This is a genomic window from Marinobacter sp. DUT-1 (genome assembly GCF_050379415.1).
Lineage (GTDB): Bacteria > Pseudomonadota > Gammaproteobacteria > Pseudomonadales > Oleiphilaceae > Marinobacter.
The window spans coordinates 323375-341055 of record NZ_JBNRLS010000002.1; the positions used below are offsets into that span (position 1 = coordinate 323375).

Genomic DNA, 17681 nt, shown 5'->3' on the forward strand with positions numbered 1-17681 from the left:
GTAGTTATTGGAGGTGATCGGCTTTCCCCCGGATCCGCGCCGGGGAAGCCGATCAGGTTCGGCGCATGGCGTCAGTTGCCTATGGCAACCTGGCGCCACGCCTCCTTCTGCTTTTTACGCTGGGCGACGGACTCCTCGGCGAGCTTCAGAGCCTCATTGGCCATGGCCATGGCCTTTTCATAATCACCACTGTCGGCCGCGGATTTGGCGGCCTTCAGGCGGTCGCCGGTAATGGTCCACTGGAAGGTTCCGGCATCCTGATGGGTGCTTTGGGCCTCGGAGTAGACTTCCTGAAAGTCCTCTTTCGGGCCCGCCTGGGCAACCAGCGGAACAGACAGTGCAAGCGAAATACCGATTGCGAGTAAAGGCTTGTTCATTGCGTTTCTCCCTTTCCGTTCCGGGCTATGGCCGCGTCGCCGGTCCGACGACTGGAAGACCATTGCTCATGTAGGTCAGGAAATACTCCAGATTGCGGTATTCCTCACTCTGTGCCGGCAACGGTTCAGCCCTTACGTTGTTGTTGCATCCGGCGAAGCGACGGTGCAGCGTGCCCAGCTCACCCCATTTGGACCGGTGTACCGGGAAGTTTGCAGGTTGTCCCAGTGTTGGCGACAGGAAGTCTGCCCGAATCCATTTGCCCGGATTCTGTACATGACAGCTTGCGCAGGAGAAATTGAGTTGGCCCCGCCGGCTGTAGTAGAACTCCTTGCCATCCTGGTAGGCAGCCAGCGCATCAGGGTCATCCGGCACCTTGATGTTGATGGGCTTGCCCTGGGAGGTGGATGCCATGTAAGCGGAAATTGACGCGATGGCCCCTTTCTTCCATCTCAGGGGCTCCTCACCATTGGCCTCGCGGCATCGATTGATGGCGAGCTCAAGCGTGATCACCTCGTTCTTTTCTGTGTCGAAGTAGGGATAGTTCTGGCGAATACCGATGCCTCCGTTTTCGAAACAGCTGGCGTAGGTCTTGCCATTGGCAAACGGCGTTTCGAACATCTCCTGTCCCTCGGCTACCGCAAATTCGTAGGGTGGAAAATCCTGCATGGATTCCCACTGTTTCCGGCGGTCCTCGTTCAGCGCGTACTGCCCGTTCACGAATTCCTCGAATGGCACATCCGGGAACATCTGCTTGAAGTATTCAACCGTTTCTTTCCGGTCTTCCTCCGGTGTTGCGCCCGCCAATGCTTGAGGCACCGCAAGCGCCGCCCCGAGAGCGACCAGAATGACTTTCGCTTTAAGCATGTCCAATCCTCCTTTTCGGCGGCTCAGGATGATCCTGTCCGCCGACTATCTTCAGGCGATCGTTGCGGTGGTTGAATCGCTTGCGCCCTCGTTATCGATCCAGCTGATGGTGAGCTCATCACCCTTCTTGGCTCCCTTGAATCGACACTCGAGGAATGGATCCTTGGATACCGCCGGGCCCCAATTGGCAACAAACACGTTCTTGCCGTTATGGGAAATAGTCAGAACCTTGATGAAGTGGGCAGGAATGACATTGCCTGCCGAATCCTTTACAAAGCCTGAATCCATGGGGTGTCGGACCAGGGCTTTAAGCGATGTCACGCCGTTATTTTCTACTGCACGTACTCTGATACTGGACGCCATTATTGTTCTCCTGTCCGTTTAACTGTTAGCCGCCGCAGCCGCCAACGGTGACTTTCACGTTCTGGGTGGCCTTGTAGGCTTTGCCATCAGAAATCACGACCGCTACCACATCTGTCGTTTCTGCCATCTTCAGGCGATTCGATACAAACGGCAGGGTGCCCTCTGGAATGTCGAAATACGCCGCCAGGGCATTCGGGTTCTTGGCTACCAGCAACGCGATGCCAGTCACATTCGGGAGTGCGGTTTCAACGCTCACCGGCACCACCGCACCGTTCTGCGCAATGGTTGGCAGATCCATGGTGATCTGGTCAGATTCAGTGGCCTCCATTCCGTAGAGTTCAGCAATGGTTTCATCCACTCCGGGGGTCTTGAACGCCTTCTCCGGCCAATCAGACCCATCGGGGGCAGTCGCCGCCTCGACTCGCAGTGGCACAATGCCGGAACCCAGTGCAAGGCCGGCAACGCTCACACCCAGCATCCCCTTCAAAAAGCCTCTTCGCCTTTGGTCAGTCACGGTAACTCCTCCTCCGCATTTAAAGCGTGTACAGGTAATCGATGATCCGGTTGATTTCTTGTTTGCTCAGGATCATGTGTCGTCCGAATGGCGGCATGACCGTCATCGGGTTGAACTGGGTCTCGTCCCAGATGCGTTTGAACAGCATTTCCCGCTCGGGAAATCGGGCTTTCATGTTGGCAAGTTCCGGACCGATGTTCCCGGTCAGCTTGCCGTCATCCATCTTGTGGCAGGCCAGGCAGTTGCCGTCTTTCCGGCTGTATGCGAGTTCTTTGCCCCGGTCAATATCAGCCTGGGTCGGTTCGGCGAACACCGGCGCTGTGGCGCTCAGTGCGAGTGTGGTCAAGCACACGGAAATTAACCCTTTTCGCATCACGCATTCCTCCTCGGCACTCTTTGGAGCTATTGCTCCGGTTCAGCCTTTTTATTCTGTAATCCCCTCGTCGAGGGGGCCGGTTGTGCTTGGTGTCAGGTTCTTGCCCGCTGCCGAGTCGGATACAGTGACCTCCTCTTTGCAGTCCTCCATACAACGCTCGTTGTTCACGACCGGTCGCGGGTCTTCCCAGATGAAACCATCGTGATTGGGCATCTGGACCTGCGGCAGCGTCTCCTTGTTGGCCACGAAGTCGGCTTCCACGATGTAATTGAGATTCAGGACATAAGCCGTCAGCGCATACACCTGGTCATCAGTCAGTGATTGAGGTGCGAAGAACGGCATCGCCCGATGGATGTAATCCCAGAGTGTAGAGGCATAGGGCCAGTAACTTCCCACTGTTTTTTCCGGGCGATCCTCGGTGAGACTGCCCTCCCCGCCTGCGAGTTTCGGATAGCGCCCCATGCCTTCGCCGAAGGCGCCGTGGCAGGACGAACAATACGTCTCGTAGACGGCCATGCCCTCGTCGACCGTGCCACTGCCCTCGGGAAGCCCCTTGCCGTCCGGGCGCACATCGATATCCCATGCCGCAATCTGTTCATCGGTTGCAGGTTCGCCATAACCGTAATGCCCGGTCTGCTCGGCCGCACCGAGGATGGGCATCGACGCAAGGATCACACCACAACAGGTACTGGCGAGCCGGCGTGGAGTTTTATGAAAGCTGAACATTGACCACACTCCCGTCTCCGTTGACTTTCCAGGTCTGGATCGCGTTCTTGTGATAGATCGAATTGGTACCGCGAGCCTGTTTGAGCTGAGCCAGCGTCGGCTGCACATAACCGGTTTCGTCGATGACACGGGATTGCAGCAGGGCAGGATTGCCATCCCACTTCCACTCCAGGGAGAACCGGGTCAGGGATTTGGACATCACCGGCTCGCGCAATTGCGCCTGCTGCCAGTTCTGACCACCGTCAACCGAAACGTCGACAGCTTTTACCTTGCCGCGGCCGCTCCAGGCGAGGCCTTCGATCTGACAAACACCCTTGTTCTTCAGAGGCATTTCAGGGCATGGCGAGGTGATCACCGACTTGGCTTCCATGACCCAGGTGAAGCCATGGGCAGTGCCATCCGGCATCAGGTCCGTGTACTTGGACGTTTCCTCACGCTGCATCCAGGGCTTGTCACCCACTTCCAGCCGGCGCAGCCATTTCACATGGGTATTCCCTTCCCACCCCGGCACGACCAGGCGGATTGGATAGCCCTGCTCCCGACGCAACGCCTCACCGTTCTGGGCGTATGCGACAATGACATCATCGAGCGCTTTCTCGAGCGGGATGCTGCGGGTCATGGCGGCGCCATCAGCACCTTCAGCCAGCAACCATTTGCCCTCCGGTTTGATACCAACTTCCTGAAGCAACGTGGAGAGCCTGACGCCGGTCCACTCCGCACAACTCACCATGCCGTGCAGGAACTGAAGCGAATTGAGCTGGGCGCCGCGCCATTCCATACCGCCATTTGCGGGACACTCGATGAAGTTGATCTGGGAAACGCTGGGGAATCGTTGCAGATCTTCCATGGAGAGGATGATCGGCCGGTCCACAAGACCATGAATCATCAGTCGATGTTGTTGAGGGTCAATTTCCGGCCGACCGGCATGGTGGCGTTCGAAGAAAAGACCGTTGGGAGTGATGATGCCTTTCAGGTGCTGAAGCGGGGTGAAGCTGATGGAAGAAACTTTGTCTGCCGTAAGCCAGGGCACGTTCCGGCGTATGACATCTTTCTCGAACGGAGATGGAACACCGTAGGGATCGGTGACCACCCCTGGCCCGAGAGATCGGGTCCACGGCGGAATCTCGGGCGGATACTGTGTCGAAGCCAGTGCCTTGGGAGCGATGCCTGCGAGAGCACCTCCAACCATGGCACCGCCTGCGGTGAACAGTCCGCTTCTGAGAAAACGTCTGCGTTCTTCTGAGGGTAAGCGTTCTGACTCTTCCAGGACTGTTTTGGATACATCCTGGTTGAGTCGGCGGAGTTTGCCGAGCATATTGTTTTTCTCCTCCTTCGATGCCGTCTCGGGCAGTCGGCCGGCGATCAGTACGGAACTGATGGGCGGTCTTGTTGTTTCTGTTATAAGGATATAATTTATTTATAAACCTCCAGTTAGGAGGTTACAAGTGATTTTTGAATCCGGGTTCATAGGACGTTGGTCGTAAATGCCCTGCTTCAGATGCCTTCAAATTGACGTAAATCAAAACGAATACAGGTACTTACATGGTAGGGAAAAATAACAAAAGGAGGGGCCGAGATGGGGGCGAAAAAAACTGAAATCAGCACCAGAATTGCCGGATTAGCCGGCGCAATGATGATCGTGTCAGGAACACTGGCTGCAGGGCCGACTTCCGGCTATGCCCCACTCTCGATTCCGTTCGAGGCCGAGCCGGTGAGCGTGGACAACGTTTATTACTTTGCAGGCCAGTCCGGGGTTCCGGGGAAGCAGAATGAGGGCTTTACCGCCAATGCGGGCTTTGTCATCACCGAGGACGGTGTGGTGGTGTTCGATGCTCTGGGGACGCCGAGCCTTGGTGCCGCGATGATCGATAAAATACGCGAAAAGACGGAATTACCCATCTCTCATGTGGTGATCAGTCACTATCACGCAGACCATGTTTATGGGCTCCAGGCTTTCAGGGATCTGACGGATGCGCAGATTATCGCCCAGGAGACATCCAGTGTTTATATCAACAGCCCGGATGCAGGGCAACGTCTGGAACAACGCAAACAGGCCCTCTCACCCTGGGTTGATGAAAACACCAGCGTTGTCTCCCCCGATGTAACTTTCGAGGACGAAACGTCGGTGAAATCGGGAAGCTACCGCTTCAGCATCGTTCATGCCGGGCCCGCCCACTCGACCGATGACAGCCTGATGATGGTGCAACCTGCCCGTGTGCTGTTTTCCGGGGACATCATCCAGAATGGCCGGGTACCCTACCTCGCCAGTTCCGAGGTCGATTCCGAAAACTGGATGGAAGCCATCGACAGGGTTCGGGAGATGAATCCGAAGATCCTGATCCCGGGCCATGGCAAGGCTTCGGAGAATGCCATGGAGGCCCTCAATTTCACCTACGACTACCTGGCATATGTGCGAGAGCACATGGGTGCCGCAGTAGAAAACTGGGTTCAGTTTGAGGAGGCCTACGCCGAGACCGACTGGTCCCGCTACGAGGGCCTGCCAGCCTTCGAGGCCTCGAATAAGGCTAACGCCTATCGCGTTTATCTTGAAATGGAGAAGGCCGCGCTGGGCGGCAGCTAGGCCACAGGATCAGCGAACCAGTCTGGCCTGCTGCTCCTCTGCCAACTCCTCAAGAGTGCTGTACTCGCATTCCTTGCCGGCGATGAAGCTGTCGGATGAGTCCACCAGAATGTTGTCATCCCGCATGAAACGCCGGCCAAGGAGCACCGGGTAGGAAAATTTGCCGCGATCGGTCAGCGAAAACTGGGTGGTGTGCATTGTCCCGGCGATACAGAACTCCAGATCGACCACATACCGACGTTGTGACGGTGCCCCTTTTCGTTTGATGAGCACGGTCCTGCGCACGGGGCGTTCCAGCACGATCACTACGTTATCATGTGTGAACTCACCCCCGGTTGGCTGATCTTCGTGATCTCCCAACGGAATTTCGAAACTGACCCAACGTTCTTCGTTCCTGGTAAATTCCTCAACGTTCACCGCGTGCAGAGATGAGGTCTTGGCCCCCGTGTCCAGCCGGGCCTTCAACCTTAGCCGGGTATCCTTCATGACCACCCATTCGACGAAACCGAGGGTTTCCGGGGCCCGGTCTTCATTACCCGTGTTCTCTTGAGCCTTGGCTGAAGTGGCTGCTGCCAGCGAGAGGATTATCAGAATCGTAGTCAGAAACCGCATTAAAACTCCTTCGCAATAGATTGAAGATCCGGGAAAAAATTCAGAAAACGTTCCTCGAGTTCCGTTTGATGATCATGAATTTCCTCGATCATCCCCTCAAACCGGTTGGAAAATCGGATACGGGAGGCGACGCGGTCCAGTGCCTGCCCTATGTTATCCAGGTCCTGATAGGCTCCGAACCAGTCATGATCCACCATACGCGAGGTTACCTGCACCATCTGTGGCGGCATAAGATGTCGGTTTTCGTTCAGCTCCCGATAGGTGCGCTCGATAAAGCGGTCGCAATCATAATTGCTGAACCTGTGCCAGTGTTTCAGCAGGAAATGGTCATAGAGTATGTCCAGCGCCACTCCGGCAAACCGCCTCCGCTGTGACGAGAAAAGCCGTTTGGAAGCGAGGACTTCGGGATGGCGATCAGTGAAGGTATCCACTGAGAAATGATGACGCACCCCCCGGTGAACTTCGCCCGGAAGCGCCGAGAGCTCGACTCCCCGGGTAAAGTCACCGAGAATGCTGCCCACGCGGGCTTCCGGGGAATCCGGTGCGAGAAAAACGTGGGCAAGATGGTTCAAATCAACTCCCGATTCACTAAATCAGAGCAACGATCAGAAGTTGAGCTGGATGCCCACACCGAGGCCGTCGAGCTCAACATTGTCGTCGTCGTAGTAACGCATGTACTCCAGGTTACCGGACAGATTCGGAGCGAACTCCATGTTGGCACCGATACCGTAGGAAACATCGGAGTCATCATCTTCAACTGAACCGACTTCCGCCTCAACCCGGGTAAAACCCAATACCGCATACGGCGTTATCGGGGATTCATTGGCTATGTTGAATGTGGCATAACCGCCGTAGAAGTTGTCTACGGAGACATCCACTCCGTTGATGGTGTCATCGTCGACCCCGAAACCGGCACGAGCCTCAATGCCAAGAAACGGCGTGGCCATCACACCAACCTTGCCGGAGAGAGTGCCGGTATCGGCATCGTAAGGTCCGAGCTCTGCATTCATAAAGGTATAGTTCAGACCGGCGTAGAGCCCGCCAACACCGGATTTGTACATGTCCTGAGCCTGAACTGCCCCGGTAGCCAGAAGACCGCTGGAAATGGTTGCCAGCGCCAGCGCGAGAGATTTTGTACGTACCATGACTTGTTCTCCTTAACCGATTTTTTCGGTGTTCACCATTGAAGATGTACCAACCCCACGCTGTTTTCTATAGTAAAGATCCGAATTTACCTGTTATTTACGCCGATTTAATTTGCGCTTCATCGCACGCTAAGGCCTTGACTGCCTTGCGGATGGCATGGCCTGCAGGTATTCTGGCGCGGTCTCCCGGTTCAGCTGGCTAGAGCACTTTTTTGAGAAACCTAAACCCCGTCATTTTTATTGTCAGCGTCATGTTTGTGCTTCTGAGTATATTCATGACGTTACCTGTGATTTTGCTTGCCGGGTCCGAAGCGCCCAATGCCATGGCGTTTGCGGAATCGGCGGCGATTGTTTGCGGTCTTGGCGTATTCGGTATTGTCACCACCTACAATCAGCCACGAGATCTGAAGCCCCGCTTCATGTTTGTGCTCACCGTCTCCAGCTGGTTCATCATTGCCCTCTTCTCGTCTCTGCCCTTTTACCTGAGCGACCTGCACCTGTCCGCCGCGGATGCCTTTTTCGAGGGCACCTCAGGCATAACCACCACCGGCGCAACTGTTCTGAGCGGCCTGGATGACATGGACCGGGATCTGCTGCTTTGGCGTTCGATCCTGCAGTGGATAGGCGGTATCGGGATTATCGGCATGTTCGTTGCTGTGCTGCCCTTCCTGCGGGTGGGTGGGATGCGCCTCTTTGCCACCGAATCCTCCGAGTGGACGGACAAGGCCCTGCCGAGAATGAAAACCCTGAGCCGGGGGCTATTGGTTGTCTACCTTACCTTTTCAGTGATCGCGGTCCTGACCTACTGGTTGTCTGGCATGAGCCTGTTTGATGCCTTCAATCACGGATTGACCAGTATTGCCACCGGTGGGTTCTCCACCTCCGATTTGTCCATGGGCAAGTTCAATGACCTGATTCTCATGGAAGCCACGTTCTTCATGATCCTCGGCAGCCTGCCCTTTTTCCTGTTCGTACGGGAAATGCACGGGCAACACGGCGTGTTGTTCCGGGACCAGCAGGTACGGATGTTCCTGGCCATCCTGCTGATCGTTCCGGCACTGCTGACGCTCTATCGCTGGTGGGTCTCGCCGGTTCCGTTCGATCCGATACACAACTACGCCGCCACACTGTTCAACGTTACTTCGGTCGTCACTACCACCGGTTATGCCTCCGAGGATTACAGTGCCTGGGGACCGCTGGCGTTCGTGCTGTTCTTTTTCCTGATGTTCGTGGGCGGATGCTCCGGCTCAACCGCCGGTGGCATGAAGATTTTCCGGTTCCAGTTGTCCCTGATCATCCTGCGGGAGCAATTGATGCGGCTGCTGCACCCCAGGGCGGTGCTGACCCGGAACTACAACGGCCGCTCGGTCAGTGACGAGATCATCTCCTCGATGATCGCCTACACCTTCATATTCCTGCTGTGCCTGCTCCTGATCACTGTCGCTCTGGCGGCCTTGCAACTGGATTTCGTGACGGCCTTGTCCGGAGCGCTCACCTCCCTGACCAACGTGGGCCCGGGGCTGGGCGAAATCATCGGGCCCGCAGGAAACTTCGGACCCTTGCCGGATGCGGCCAAGTGGGTTCTGTCTGTCGGGATGCTGATGGGCCGGCTTGAAATACTCAGCGTCATTATTGTGCTCTCGCCCGCTTTCTGGCGAGGCTGATAGCTATCACGGCTATGACTACCGCAGCCAGAGCACCGAGGCGTTTTCCAGAGGCAGGTTCAGGCGATCATCACTGACCCGGATTCTGGGTGTGTAATGGCCCTCCGGACGGGCGGGAACAGTGCACTGGTAGATCCAGCCCCGGGCTGATCCTTCCATGGCCTGTTTGCGCTCCATGGCCTGTACCTGCCTGGGGCCGTATTCAGAGGCTTCGGCAACGAGCTCAACGCCGATATGCTCGGCCGGCACGCCGTCCAGATAGACATCCACCATAAAGGCCTGGTTCTGGTCCTGCTCCTCAACCTCAATTGAGGTAAACCGGAGGCGTGACCAGTGGGCATTGATCTCGCGCGTTTCCTGAACCAGGTCATGGGCCGTATCCGGGTCCCGCTGTTGACCGAGCGCTATCATGGGGCGGTAGAAATCCTCCACATATTCGCGAACCATGCGATTGGCAGAATAATGGGGCGTTAGCTGATCCATACTGGCCCGAATCATCCTGATCCAGTCCATTGGCCGTCCGTCCTGGTCGACGCGGTAAAACGCTGGCACCACCCGACTTTCCAACAGGTCGAACAGTTCCCGGGCGTCGGATTCATCATGGTCGTTGGTGTGACTGAGCTCCTCGAAGGTGGCGCCGGACCTGATGGCCCAGCCCACATCCGGATTCCAGGCTTCCGCCCACCAACCGTCGTACTGGGACAAGTTCAGTCCACCATTGACCAACACTTTCATGCCACTGGTACCACAGGCCTCCCAGGGATGGCGTGGGGTATTGAGCCAGACATCCACACCCTGGACCAGCTGGTTCGCGACGCCCAGGTCGTAATCCTCGATGAACACGACCTTGCCTTCGGCTTGCGGCAATCTCGAGAAATGCTTCCAGCGCCGGATCAACTCCTTGCCGGTCTTGTCGTAAGGGTGAGCCTTGCCGGCCAATACGATCTGTACCGGCTTGTCCCGGTGATTGAGCAGGTCCAGAAGCCGGTCAGGGTCGCTCAGTAGCAGATCCGGCCGCTTGTAGTCCGTGAACCTTCTGGCGAAGCCCAGGGTCAGGGTTTCGTTGTCCAGAAGCAGACCGCAGGCCGCGGCAGGATCATTGCCCGGGCTGTGTTCACAATGCTGGCTTGTCAGGCGCCGGCGCAAGTAGTGGATCATGCGTTTTCTCTGGGCGCGGCGCATATCCCACAGTTCCTGATCGGAGATCCCGCTCATCGGGCAACTGGCATCCATCGGACGGCGCCAGCGATCCTTGCCACAGGCCCGGGTCCAGAGTTCATCGGACTCCGCGGAATCCCAGCTTGGCGTATGGATTCCGTTGGTAACATATTCCACCGGAATGTCCTCCGTGGGCCACCGGGGAAAGAAGTCCTGAAGGATGGTCTGGGAGACCTTTTTGTGGATTCTGCTGACGCCATTGACCCGCCCGCTCATGTTCAGGGCAAGCCATGCCATGTTCAGCAAGGGGTCCCCGGTGGTGTCCCGATCCGAGTTGTGGGTACCCAGATCCATCAACTGGTCCATGGTCAGATCCTGCCCGGCCAGCCAGGGGCTCAGGTAGAGTTGTACCAGCCGCCTCGGAAACCGGTCGAAGCCGGCGGCCACCGAGGTATGGGTGGTGAACAGGTTGGTTGCCCGGGTCGCCATACGGGCGGTATCGAAGTCGCGCTCGTTGTCACTGGCCCATCCGAAAGCCCGTTCAATCAGAGCCAGTGCGCAATGCCCTTCGTTGATATGACATGCCACGGGATCCCGGCCCAGGGCGCGCAGCAAACGCCAGCCGCCAATGCCGAGGACCATCTCCTGTTGAAGCCGCTTTTCCGGATCACCACTGTACAGCTCACTGGTGATACCCCGGTCCCCGGGTTCGTTGCGGGGGTCATTGCTGTCGAGAAGCAACAGCTCGCAATGCCCTACCTGGCCAACCCAGGCTCTCAGGCGCACATCCCGGCCCGGCAGAGGCACGATTACCCGCAGCCACTGATCATCCTCATCCCGTAGTGGAGATACCGGTAGCATGGTAGGGTCATTGTAGGGGTAGAATTCCAGCTGCTCACCGTCGGTGCTGATGGCCTGCCGGAAGTAGCCCTGCTGATACAGCAGACCAACGGCGGTGACGGGAACGCCAAGGTCGCTGGCTGCCTTCAGGTAATCCCCGGCAAGTACGCCTAGCCCCCCACTATAGAGCGGCAGTGACTCGCTCAGGCCGTATTCCATGCAGAAAAAGGCGATCCCACGGTCCAGTTCATCCCGGCACTGCTCGGAATACCAGGTTCTGGTGCGGACGAATCGGTCGTGAGCATCCATCTGTTCCCGGTACCGGGCCAGGAAATCCGGATCCCGGCTGAGCTCGTCCAGGCGCTCTCCCGAGGCACTGTTGAGCACCAACCAGGCATTGCGGGTGCTGTCCCAGGTTTCCTGGTCCAGGGTGCGCCACAGCACGTCACTGCCATGGTGCCAGCTCCATCTCAGGTCCAGGGCAAGGGTGAACAAACCATTAAGGGCCTCAGGCAACTGCCTTGGCCGGTAGGCCGCTAACGTCATCGGTGTTCAAATCCCTTTGTAGCTCTTTGCCAAATGATCAGTGTGCTGTGTATCCGCCGTCTATGACCAGTTCGCTGCCGGTCATGAACTTGGACTCCTCGGAAGCCAGGAATACGATGCCCCAGGCAATATCATCCGGTTCGCCCATGTGACCCAACGGATGCAGGGCCGCGGTGGCTTCTTTGGCAGCTTCAAGGTCCTCCCCTGTGGTTTTCAGGTGCCCTTCCACCATCGGGGTCCAGATAAAGCCCGGATGGATGGAATTCGCCCGGATATTGTCCGGTGCGTAGAGCATCGCATCGGTCTTGGTCATCAGCCGTACCGCACCTTTGGAAGCGTGGTAAGGAGGCACGTCCGGTGCGCTGACCAGGCCGTAAATGGAAGACAGATTGATGATGCTGCCGCGCCCGGCCTTTTTCATGTGCGGGATCGCATGCTTGGTGCAGAAGAACACACCCTTCACGTTAACCTTCTGGACCAGATCCCACTCCTCCTCGGTCAATTCGTGGGTTGGCTTGTTTGGCCCGGCGATCCCGGCGTTGTTAACGAGCACATCGATATGGCCGAATTTGTCCGCAGCTTCATTAATGGCTGCCTTCACATTCTGCTCGTCACCCACGTCACAATGCCAGTAGGCTATCTGGCGGCCTTCACCGGAGAGTTTCCTGACCAGGGCATTACCTTCATCGTCCAGGCAATCGAGGATCGCTACTGAAGCGCCCTCCTCTGCCATCCTGGCAACCGCCGCGGCACCAATACCGTGTGAGCCGCCCGTGATCAGGGCGACCTTGCCTTTCAGCCTGTCCATAACAACTCCTGAAGAATCAATCAGTAGGCCCGATACTTCGGGGACGAATCGTATTTAATGGTGGCTTGGTGGCTCGCTAGCCAATTGAGCAGATTGGAGATACCCAGAGCGTCATTGCCCGCACCGTCAAAGTCCAGCCCCAGCCCTTGGGCCGATTTCCTGACAACGTGGGCCTTGAGCCTGCGAAGCGGTTTTTCGGTCTTCTCCGGGTAACAGAATTCGAGCTCGAGGGTCTGGTTGAGACTTACATCGTCGAAATCGGTGGAAACAAAAACACCTCTGCGCGAGGCATTGCGTACGTGCCCGGTGGCAACGGGCATCCCGCGTTTATAGACCAGGATGGAAAGTTTACCGGGGACGCGTTTGCTGAGCCTGTGTTCCATTTTGTCCTCCCTGAACAGGTGCTACGTCTATCAAGAGCTGCCTGTTTTTTATACATCAACCCTTCCGGTTTCAGATTGACGCTGGTCAAGATATGACCAGTCAGAACCGAATTCGTTCATGCCGGGAGGTCACTTCCCGGATCTTTTCGGCAAGCTCATCCGAGCACTGTGACAGTTCCAGCTGCCAGACCCAGTTGCCCTCTACTGTGCCCGGAGTGTTGAACCGCGCCTCCGAGCCGAGCCCCAGAAAATCCTGCATCGGCACCATCGCCAACCAACATACCGAGCGGAAAGCCGCCTCTACGATTGGCCAGGGCATCCCGGTGCCATCGGTGCCGAGGTACCGGTTTACATAGGTTCTGGTGTGATCGTCCAGGCTCCGATACCAGCCAAGGCTGGTATCGTTGTCGTGGGTGCCGGTATACACAAGATCCCCGGGTTCGTGCCGGTGCAGCAGGTGCGGGTTATCCGGGCTGCCATCGAACCCGAACTGGATAACGGTCATGCCGGGGAGCCGGAACTCCCGACGCAACTGCTCGACTTCATCACTGATGATGCCCAGGTTTTCCGCAACCAGTGGCAATCCGGGGAAACGTTTGAAGCACGCGTTCAGGAACTTGCGGCCCGGTCCCGCGACCCAATACCCGAACCGGGGTTCCGGTGTTGCAGCCGGAATCTCCCAGAACGATTCAAGACCTCGAAAGTGGTCAATCCGGATCAGGTCAAACAGCTGGCGCTGGCTTTCCAGCCGTTGTAACCACCACTGGTATCCATCTTCTGCCATGGCATCCCAATCGTAGAGCGGATTACCCCAGTGCTGGCCGTATGGCGAAAAGTAATCCGGCGGCACACCGGCAACCACAGTGGGGTTGCCATCACCGTCCAGCTTGAACAGATGACGGTTGGCCCAGACATCGGCACTGTCGTGGGCGACAAAGATCGGAATATCGCCAAACAGCAGAACGCCGCGCTCGACAGCGTAGTCTCGTAAAGACTGCCACTGATGGTGGAACAGGAACTGCTCAAACCGGATGGCCTGAATTGATTCCGCATGTTCCCGAACGAATTGGGCAACCGCCTCGGGATGCCGGTCACGAAGTGGTGCCGGCCATTCGGGCCAGCTCATACCCGGTTGCGTCTCCCGGATACCACAGAAGATTGCGAAGTCGTCGAGCCAGTCAGCCTGCGCTGCACAGAATGCTTCGAAATCACGGTGGCGTAGCTGTCCTTCCCCGTCGAAAAAACGCCTTGCGGCCAGCTTCACCAGTGCCCGCTTGCTCCCGCCCACAGGGGGGGCGAGCTCATCCCGCCGTAACAGACCGAGCGTGACCAGTTCTGACAGGTCGATAAAGTCCGGATTACCGGCGTGGGCAGAGAGTGACTGGTACGGTGACAGATCACTATGGGTCGGCCCCACCGGCAAGGTCTGCCAGATGCTCAGACCACTCTTCGCCATGAAATCCACGAAGCGACGGGCGGTGGCGCCAAGAATTCCGTATTCCCCCTCAAGTGCCGTCGGGTGCAGCAAAACCCCCGCTCGACGTGCTTCGAAAAGACGTTGCGATATTTCCTCCGTGCTCATGGCGCCTCAGCATCTTTGTCGTGGCCCGGCCGCATGGCTCCGCCGCGAGCCGGTTCCCCGCCACCCTGGCTTAGTTGCTGGAACACCGATGGGGGTGCCGGATAGCCAATGCGTTCATACAGATTGACCAGGTGCCGCCGGTACAGGCGCTCGAAGTCCTGGACGATCTGTGCGGGGTTGTAATCCCCGAACCACCAGAACCAGTCAGACCCCTCACACAAGGCGAGCTGACGCTGGGCAGCCAGCTTCTCCTCGGAGTTCAGGCTGCCGTTATCCATGACGCGGTCATAATGGGTTTTTGCCTCGCACAGCAGGTCCCAGGCACGGTTCTTGTCGGGATCCCCGATCCAGGTGGAAAAGGTCCCATAGATCCAGCTCCCGGCGACGAGATGAGGCAGTTGCACCGGTTCGGCGACCGGTTGTTCAAGCACTTCACTGTAGGTCGCCAGCCTGAGCCGTGGGTGATCTTCAAGAACTGTATAAAGCCGGTCGAGGAAATGGATGCCGTTCTCCGGGTAATATTCCCAGGCATTTTCACCATCGAGAATCACGGAAATGACCGGTCGTGGTTTGCCTTTGGCATGGCCGGCAATGTTTTCCATGTGGTGTACCAGGTCTCCGACCGCGTCCTCGGCGTGCCAGTCGGCATAACTGAATCCGATCAGGTCGGAAAGGCCGTCGTCACGGAAAAAAACCGTTACGTCAGTATCGCCGAAGCGGAAGGGCTGATGAATGCCTGCCTGCTCGGGCAGGTCACCGCTCTCGCGGGCCAGGTTCATGCTGTTGTTGATGACAGAATCGCCACTGGCTGTCCACTGGAACCCGTGTTTGCCGAGCTCGGCCAGCGTTGCCTGGCTCAGGCCACCCTCGGACGCCCAGCACCCTCGCGGATCGATTTCGAAGAACCGTTTGAAGGTTTCCCGGGCCTGCTGCAATTGCCAACTCGCCCGCAACTCTCCTCCCGGATAACGGGAGTGTGAGGGTAAGACAATGTCCGGCATGGCCTCCCGGGCCGATTCCAGATCCAGCAGCAGAGGCAGGATCGGATGGGTATAGGGGCTGACAGAGAGCTCCGCCTGGCCGTTCTTCGCCAGATGCCGGTAACGCGGGCCGATTCCGGCCATCACTTCGAATATCACATCCAGGAGTGCAATCCGGTCCTCCCGGGTGAACCCGGCCGCTTTTTCCTGGAGGCTCTGGATACAGTCGTTACGCTGGCGCACCGTCTCGCCCATCCAACCCAGGTGGTACCAGACCAGCAGATCGGTCAGGAAGGTGGGCGAGATGTAGCGTTGGATGTCCGGTTTGGAGCGGTAGAACTCCGCCAGGTCAGCGAGGCGGGCATAAGCAGGAAAGCGCTTGATAATCCGGTCCGGGTTGGCCCTCAGGGCCTTGTTCATAAGGTCCTGGAATGCCGGGCTGCCGGTCTCGGGCAGCGTTTCGGAAACCAGTGCCGCCAGGAGTGGATCGCCGATGGATCCAGCCCCGTGCCGCCAACGCTCGATCTGTACCAGATAGGTTTCAATCTGCTCCAGCAACACCGGCGCAAAATTCACCACGGCCCGGGCCTGCGGGTGCGCCTCCAGGTGTGCGGCCATATCGCTGTAATCCTTGATGGCATGGAGGTACACCCACGGAAACAGGAATTGGCCGGTTTTCAGGTCCTGGTATCCCGGCTGGTGCATGTGCCAGCACAGCACCACCGGCGTTTTTGCGTCAGAGGCCATGGGGATAGTCCTGCCCGAGCATCTCGGGTGTCACCAGAACAACGCCTTTGGGGGAAACGTGGAAACGCTTGCGATCCTCTTCTTCGTCAAAGCCGATCTGAGTGCCTTCCGGGATCTTGCAGCCACGATCGATCAGGGCTCGCCGGATTTTGCAATTCCGCCCGATATCAACGTCCGGATAGATCACCGAATCAGATACCTCGCTGAACGAGTGCACCTTCACCTGTGAGAACAGCAACGAATGCCGCACCATGGCTCCAGAGACGATACAGCCCCCGGCAACCATGGAATCCACCGCAGTACCCCGTCGGTTCTCATCGTCAAAGACGAACTTGGCGGGAGGCAACTGCTCCTGATAGGTCCAGATCGGCCAATTGGAATCGTAGAGGTTCAGTTCAGGGCTCACACCGATCAGCTCCAGGTTAGCCTGCCAGAGGGAATCGATGGTCCCCACGTCACGCCAGTAAGCAGGCCCATTCTGCCTCGGGTCCCGGAACGGGAACGCCATGACTCGTAAACGCCGGATCACGGACGGAATAACATCCTTGCCGAAATCGTGGGAGGATGTACCCTGCGACTGATGATCCCGGATCAGTTCCTCAAACAGGATCCGCGTGCTGAATACGTAAATGCCCATTGAGGCCAGCGCCTTGCCCGGCTTGCCGGGCAAGGGCTGCGGATTCTCGGGCTTCTCTTCAAACTCCCTGATCCTCATCTCCTCATCCACATCCATGACCCCGAAGGCCGAGGCTTCCTCAATGGGCACCTCGATACAACCAACGGTGATGTCCGCCTCGCTTTCCACATGAGCGGCCAGCATGGTGCCGTAATCCATCTTGTAGATGTGATCGCCGGCCAGAATCAGGACATATTCAGGATGGTGGCTGCGAATGATGTCGAGGTTCTGCAGCACGGCATCGGCGGTGCCCTCGTACCAGGACGTTTCGATCCGCTGTTGTGCCGGCAACAGTTCCACGAACTCGTCGAGTTCTCCCCGGAGGAACCCCCAGCCGCGCTGGATGTGGCGGATCAGCGAGTGGGATTTGTACTGGGTGATCACACCGACCTGCCCTATGCCCGAATTGATGCAGTTGGACAGTGGGAAATCGATGATCCGGAACTTCCCGCCGAAAGGCACGGCGGGCTTGGCACGCCACTTGGTGAGATCGTAAAGCCGCGAGCCCCTTCCCCCGGCAAGCACCAGGGCGAGCGTCTGGCGAGTGATGCGACTGACAAAACGTTTGGCCGTATGCATGAATCCTTCCCTGCAAACCGATTGGTTTGATGCTCACTGCCGAGCGCCTTTACACGCATCGACAGACTTCGTACCGCCGTAATAATATTAGAACAGTATCACGGGATTATGACGTAGAATTGTTACAGGTCATTTTTTGAACGCGCGTATGGGCGTTCA

At 57.5% G+C, this 17681-nt stretch carries 18 protein-coding genes; 2 read left to right on the top strand and 16 right to left on the bottom strand.

The features are described 5' to 3' along the window. Window positions 1-71: 71 nt before the first annotated feature. Genes ACQUTG_RS07095 through soxC form a run of 7 tightly spaced genes read right to left on the bottom strand, consistent with a single transcriptional unit; the run spans window position 72 to window position 4536 of the window. Entirely contained in the window at window positions 72-377 is a 306-nt protein-coding gene (locus tag ACQUTG_RS07095) for a hypothetical protein (RefSeq protein WP_428918736.1), read from the bottom strand. A gap of 25 nt (window positions 378-402) precedes the next feature. After that, the gene (gene soxA, locus ACQUTG_RS07100) at window positions 403-1242 is read right to left on the bottom strand and encodes a sulfur oxidation c-type cytochrome SoxA (protein WP_428918737.1); all 840 of its coding nucleotides are present in this window, start codon (window positions 1240-1242) and stop codon (window positions 403-405) included. A 51-nt stretch (window positions 1243-1293) separates the two neighbouring features. After that, a complete protein-coding gene (gene soxZ / locus ACQUTG_RS07105) occupies window positions 1294-1605 on the bottom strand; it encodes a thiosulfate oxidation carrier complex protein SoxZ (protein WP_092006139.1) in 312 nt (103 codons plus the stop codon). Between the two features lie 25 nt (window positions 1606-1630). Continuing rightward, window positions 1631-2119: a thiosulfate oxidation carrier protein SoxY gene (soxY, locus tag ACQUTG_RS07110; protein WP_428918738.1), complete on the bottom strand. Its 489-nt coding sequence runs from the start codon at window positions 2117-2119 to the stop codon at window positions 1631-1633. A gap of 19 nt (window positions 2120-2138) precedes the next feature. Next, entirely contained in the window at window positions 2139-2492 is a 354-nt protein-coding gene (gene soxX, locus ACQUTG_RS07115) for a sulfur oxidation c-type cytochrome SoxX (protein ID WP_428918739.1), read from the bottom strand. A gap of 51 nt (window positions 2493-2543) precedes the next feature. Further along, window positions 2544-3221, bottom strand: a complete 678-nt coding sequence (locus tag ACQUTG_RS07120; RefSeq protein WP_428918740.1) for a c-type cytochrome — start codon at window positions 3219-3221, stop codon at window positions 2544-2546. Next, window positions 3205-4536: a sulfite dehydrogenase gene (gene soxC / locus ACQUTG_RS07125; protein ID WP_428918741.1), complete on the bottom strand. Its 1332-nt coding sequence runs from the start codon at window positions 4534-4536 to the stop codon at window positions 3205-3207. The genes ACQUTG_RS07120 and soxC overlap by 17 nt, the downstream gene beginning before the upstream one ends. Before the next feature lie 261 nt (window positions 4537-4797). Between soxC and ACQUTG_RS07130 the strand changes: the two genes are divergently transcribed. Beyond that, complete coding sequence (locus tag ACQUTG_RS07130; protein WP_428918742.1) at window positions 4798-5802, top strand: MBL fold metallo-hydrolase; 1005 nt, start codon at window positions 4798-4800, stop codon at window positions 5800-5802. A 9-nt stretch (window positions 5803-5811) separates the two neighbouring features. Here the strand turns inward: ACQUTG_RS07130 and ACQUTG_RS07135 are convergent, their stop codons facing one another. Genes ACQUTG_RS07135 through ACQUTG_RS07145 form a run of 3 tightly spaced genes read right to left on the bottom strand, consistent with a single transcriptional unit; the run spans window position 5812 to window position 7559 of the window. After that, window positions 5812-6414 (bottom strand): ATP-dependent zinc protease family protein, encoded by a 603-nt coding sequence (locus ACQUTG_RS07135; RefSeq protein ID WP_428918743.1) that lies wholly within the window; start codon window positions 6412-6414, stop codon window positions 5812-5814. Further along, window positions 6414-6986, bottom strand: coding sequence for an ACP phosphodiesterase (locus ACQUTG_RS07140; RefSeq protein ID WP_428918744.1), 573 nt, complete (start codon window positions 6984-6986; stop codon window positions 6414-6416). Before ACQUTG_RS07140 ends, ACQUTG_RS07135 begins: the two co-directional genes overlap by 1 nt. 33 nt (window positions 6987-7019) lie before the next feature. Next, window positions 7020-7559 (bottom strand): porin family protein, encoded by a 540-nt coding sequence (locus tag ACQUTG_RS07145; protein WP_428918745.1) that lies wholly within the window; start codon window positions 7557-7559, stop codon window positions 7020-7022. A gap of 251 nt (window positions 7560-7810) precedes the next feature. Here ACQUTG_RS07145 and ACQUTG_RS07150 point away from each other — a divergent pair, with 251 nt between their 5' ends. Continuing rightward, a complete protein-coding gene (locus ACQUTG_RS07150; protein WP_428919252.1) occupies window positions 7811-9223 on the top strand; it encodes a TrkH family potassium uptake protein in 1413 nt (470 codons plus the stop codon). Between the two features lie 18 nt (window positions 9224-9241). Here the strand turns inward: ACQUTG_RS07150 and glgP are convergent, their stop codons facing one another. The 6 genes from glgP to glgC form a co-directional block, all read right to left on the bottom strand. Beyond that, the gene (glgP, locus tag ACQUTG_RS07155) at window positions 9242-11767 is read right to left on the bottom strand and encodes an alpha-glucan family phosphorylase (protein WP_428918746.1); all 2526 of its coding nucleotides are present in this window, start codon (window positions 11765-11767) and stop codon (window positions 9242-9244) included. Window positions 11768-11804: 37 nt separating this feature from the next. Next, window positions 11805-12575 (bottom strand): SDR family NAD(P)-dependent oxidoreductase, encoded by a 771-nt coding sequence (locus ACQUTG_RS07160; RefSeq protein ID WP_428918747.1) that lies wholly within the window; start codon window positions 12573-12575, stop codon window positions 11805-11807. Window positions 12576-12595: 20 nt separating this feature from the next. Then, window positions 12596-12958: a PilZ domain-containing protein gene (locus tag ACQUTG_RS07165; protein ID WP_428918748.1), complete on the bottom strand. Its 363-nt coding sequence runs from the start codon at window positions 12956-12958 to the stop codon at window positions 12596-12598. Window positions 12959-13058: 100 nt separating this feature from the next. Next, entirely contained in the window at window positions 13059-14540 is a 1482-nt protein-coding gene (malQ, locus tag ACQUTG_RS07170) for a 4-alpha-glucanotransferase (RefSeq protein WP_428918749.1), read from the bottom strand. Beyond that, on the bottom strand, window positions 14537-16267 hold the full coding sequence (locus ACQUTG_RS07175; RefSeq protein ID WP_428918750.1) for a glycoside hydrolase: 1731 nt from the start codon (window positions 16265-16267) through the stop codon (window positions 14537-14539). The genes malQ and ACQUTG_RS07175 overlap by 4 nt, the downstream gene beginning before the upstream one ends. Further along, the gene (gene glgC / locus ACQUTG_RS07180; protein ID WP_428918751.1) at window positions 16257-17522 is read right to left on the bottom strand and encodes a glucose-1-phosphate adenylyltransferase; all 1266 of its coding nucleotides are present in this window, start codon (window positions 17520-17522) and stop codon (window positions 16257-16259) included. Before glgC ends, ACQUTG_RS07175 begins: the two co-directional genes overlap by 11 nt. Between the last annotated feature and the right edge of the window lie 159 nt (window positions 17523-17681).